Origin of the sequence: Cognatilysobacter lacus (genome assembly GCF_008274655.1) — a bacterium.
Taxonomy (GTDB): Bacteria; Pseudomonadota; Gammaproteobacteria; order Xanthomonadales; family Xanthomonadaceae; genus Cognatilysobacter; species Cognatilysobacter lacus.
In genome coordinates, this window is record NZ_VTRV01000199.1 from 1 (window position 1) to 3,668 (window position 3,668).

The following is a 3,668-nucleotide window of genomic DNA, read 5'->3' on the forward strand; positions in this document are numbered from 1 at the left end:
CGGCACGGAAATGCACCGAGCTCTTGTTGACCAGGATCGCCTGCTCGGTCGGCTCGATGCCGACGAAGCGGAACATGGCCTGGTCGGCAAGTTGGGCCTTGCGTGAGCCGACGACGATACGGACGCCGCCGATGCGCAGGTGAACCGCCTGCTCGAAGCCCATGGCGCGCTGTGGGCCGCGACCTCGACCGGCGTGTTCCGCCTGGCGAGCGACGGCTGGATCGCGTTCGACGAGCTGCCCGCGCTCGCGCACGCGCCGATCGACCTGGTTTACGAGGACCGCGACGGCAACCTCTGGCTCGGTGGCGATATCGGGCTGGCGCGCGTTCGCAACGGTCACGTCGACGAATACGTCGCGTCGAACGCGCCCGGCGGCCAGCCAGGCATGCGCACGGCGTTCGAGGATCGCGAGGGAAACCTCTGGCTCGGCAGCCAGTGGCAGGGGTTGACGCGCGTCTGGAGTTCGTGGACCCGTCGCTACAGCACGGCCGAAGGCCTCACCGACCGCATTGTCTGGTCGGTCGCGAAGGACCCCGACGGCAAGCGCCTCTGGGTCGGCGGAAACGACGGCCTGAGCGTGCTCGAGGACGGTCGCTACCGGCACGTCGTCCCTGCCCGCGCTCTGCCGCATCCGCATGCCTACAACCTGCTGGCCGAACCCGGGCGGCTCTGGTTGGGCACGCGCGGCGGCCTGCGCGTACTCGACGCGGGCGACTCGACCCCGCGCGCACTGCCCGTGCTCGCGCCGATCGGCGGCGCCCAGATCAATGCGCTCGCGCGTGCGCACGACGGCCCGCTCTGGATCGGCACCACCGAAGGCCTGTTCCGGTTCGACGGGAGCAGCCTGCGACGCTTCGGTGCAGCCGACGGACTGGCCGATCCACGTGTGCGCTTCGTGCTCGACACGCCCGGCGCGCTGCTGGTCGGCACGCAGGACGGTCTTTTCGCGCGCCGCGGCGACCGCTTCGTGCGCGATACCGACCCCGGCCTGCCCAAGGCGCTCGACGTCACCGCGATCACGCAGCTGCACGACGGCCGACTCGTCGTCGGCACCTTGAACGAGACGAGCTACGTCAAGGACGGCCATCGCTGGTACGCACTCGGCGCCGCGCAGGGCATGCCGGGCAATGCGGCGTTCTTCTTCGCCGAGCATGGCAATTATCTGTGGGTGGGCGGCATCCGCGGCATCGCGCGAGTGCCTCTTTCGGACATCGCCGCGCTGACCACCGGCCGCGCCGCGCGCGTGCGCGGCGAGATGCTTCTCAATGAACGCGGCGACCGCCTCGCCGGCCAGCAGGGCTACTGCTGCAATGGCGCCGGGACGTCGAAGGGCGTGCTGGTCGGCGACACGCTGTGGTTGCCGACGCGCGACGGCGTGGTGGCAATGGATACCACGGCGATCCGCAAGAACCCCGTCGCGCCCGGCGTGGCAGTCGAGCGCGTCGAGGCGGGCCGCGACTGGATGGATGCCTGGCGCCTGCAGGGCCGCGACCTCCCGAACAGGGCGCGCGACGCCACGATCGAATTCACCGCGACGTCGTTCCAGGATCCCAAGAGCGTGCAGCTGCGCTACCGGTTGCGAGGCTACGACGCCGACTGGATCGACGCCGACATGGGCACGCGCCGCGCGCGGTACACGAACCTGCCGCCGGGGCACTACGTGTTCGAGGTCATCGCGAGCAACAACGCGGGCGTGTGGTCGCCGAAGCCCGCGTCGCTGGCGTTCGACGTGCCCCCCGTGTTCGTCGAAACGCGCGCGTTCATCGCACTGTGCGTTGCCGGGCTCGCGCTGCTCATGTTCGCCGGCTACCGGTTCCAGCGGCACCGTTACCGGCTCCGGCAACAGGCGCTGGAAGCCCTCGTCGAACAGCGCACCGAAGCGCTCGCGCTGGCGAACCGGCAGCTGGAGGACGCGAGCCACACCGACCCGCTCACGGGCCTTCGCAATCGCCGCTACATCGGCGCGCAGCTGCCGGCCGACCTTTCCTTCTACGACCGCCAACTGGGCGGCGACTCGCCCAATGACAAGGCGATGCTGTTCGCACTCGTCGACATCGATCACTTCAAGCAGGTCAACGACCGCTACGGCCACCGCGCCGGCGACGTGGTGCTGCAGCAGTTCGCCAGCGTACTGTCGAACCTTGTGCGCACCGGCGACTACGTGGCGCGCTGGGGCGGCGAGGAATTCCTGCTGGTGTTCCGGCCCATGCCGGAGCGCAACGTCTCCACGATCGGTGAGCGCATCCAGCAGGCCGTGGCGACGCATCCCTTCGACCTCGGCAACGGCATGGTGCTGCCGCTGACTTGCTCGGTCGGCCTGTCGCAGTACCCGATCGTGCGCAACGAGGACGGCGCGCGTTTCGGCTGGGAAGCGATGATCGAACTGGCCGACCAGTCGCTGTACTACGTGAAGACGAATGGCCGAAACGGCTGGGCCGCATTCCGGCCCACGCCGTCGACGGATCTCGCCGAACTCGTCGAGAACATGCATACCGGGTTGACGGGGATGCTCGCGCGTGACGCGTTGCGCATCGTGGGCAGGATCGCCGGACGACCTGTCGGCGGCTGAGGCGCGGCTGGTCGGCGCGCTTTCGCGGCTCGATAGCGCCGGGCAACGCTCGACGGACCGCAACACGTTAGCTGTGTCGTCGATCGCGCGGGCGAGCGCCGGCGGGCGTGGCCCGTCGCTTCGCTTCAAGCGCACGGGCAAGCTGTCGCCGCGATCGCAGCCCGCCAAGGCACCCGGTGAAGTCCCGGCACACACTCACGGCTGTGTCAGTCAGCTCCGTCCCTGCGCGATTCCGAGCACGTCATCCAGCAATGCCGCAGCGGTGACGCCGGCACCCGCACCGGGCCCCTGGATGACGAGGGGCTGCGAGTCGTAGCGCTCGCAGTGGATCGCGATACGGTTGTCGGTGCCGCACGCCGTCGCGAGCGGATCGTCCGCAGCCAGCGACTCGAGGCCGACGCGGGCAACAACGCGCCCGTTCCGGGCGTCCATTCGCGCCACGTGCCGCAGCCTCTCGCCGGCGCGGTAAGCCGACCTGAAGCGATCGCGCATCGGCGCATCCAGCTGCGACAGCGCTGCGTCGACATCGTGCGGTGGAAGCCGCGCAAGTGCTCGAGGCACGATCGACTCGACCTCTACCTGGTTAGGCTCGAGCAGGAAACCGGCGGTGCGCGCAAGGATCAGCAGCTTGCGCCGGACGTCTTCGCCGGAGAGGTCGTCCCGCGGGTCGGGCTCGGCGTAACCGGCATCGAGTGCACGTCGCACGAATCCCGAAAACGCGCGCGCGCCGTCGTACTCGCCGAACACCCAGGCCATCGAACCCGACAACACGCCAGCGACCGCCAGGACGGCGTCGCCACCGTCGCGCAATGCACGCAGTGTCCGCAGCAACGGCAGGCCTGCGCCGACGGTCGCCGAATCGCCGTAACGCGTGTTGCCGCGCACGCATGCAGCCTGGATCGCGTGCCAGCGATCGAGTGACGCGCCCTGCCCCAGCTTGCTGGCGGTCACGACGTGCGCTCCGCGCGCGAGCCAATCGGCATGTCGTGCCGCGACCGCCTCGGAACCGGTCGCATCGACGACGATGGCCGGCGCGTCGCCGGAAAAGGCGTCGAGCGCGTCCGTATCTCCGCCGCGGCCCGAGCACGCGAGCACCGCG

Annotated in this window: 3 protein-coding genes; 1 reads left to right on the forward strand and 2 read right to left on the reverse strand. The window is 69.8% G+C overall.

Translation table 11 applies throughout. From position 1 onward, the window contains the following. Window positions 1-163 (reverse strand): MlrC C-terminal domain-containing protein (locus FW784_RS14945; RefSeq protein ID WP_205123628.1); only part of this gene is annotated, 163 nt, incomplete at its 3' end. Here FW784_RS14945 and FW784_RS12990 point away from each other — a divergent pair. Beyond that, window positions 140-2,569 carry a ligand-binding sensor domain-containing diguanylate cyclase gene (locus tag FW784_RS12990; protein WP_149353753.1) on the forward strand — a complete coding sequence of 810 codons (2,430 nt, stop codon included), beginning with the start codon at window positions 140-142 and terminating at the stop codon, window positions 2,567-2,569. The two genes, FW784_RS14945 and FW784_RS12990, sit on opposite strands and share 24 nt — an antisense overlap. A 210-nt stretch (window positions 2,570-2,779) precedes the next feature. On the opposite strand, the gene FW784_RS12995 is transcribed toward FW784_RS12990, so the two are convergent. Next, window positions 2,780-3,664 carry a homoserine dehydrogenase family protein gene (locus tag FW784_RS12995; RefSeq protein WP_149353754.1) on the reverse strand — a complete coding sequence of 295 codons (885 nt, stop codon included), beginning with the start codon at window positions 3,662-3,664 and terminating at the stop codon, window positions 2,780-2,782. Between the last annotated feature and the right edge of the window lie 4 nt (window positions 3,665-3,668).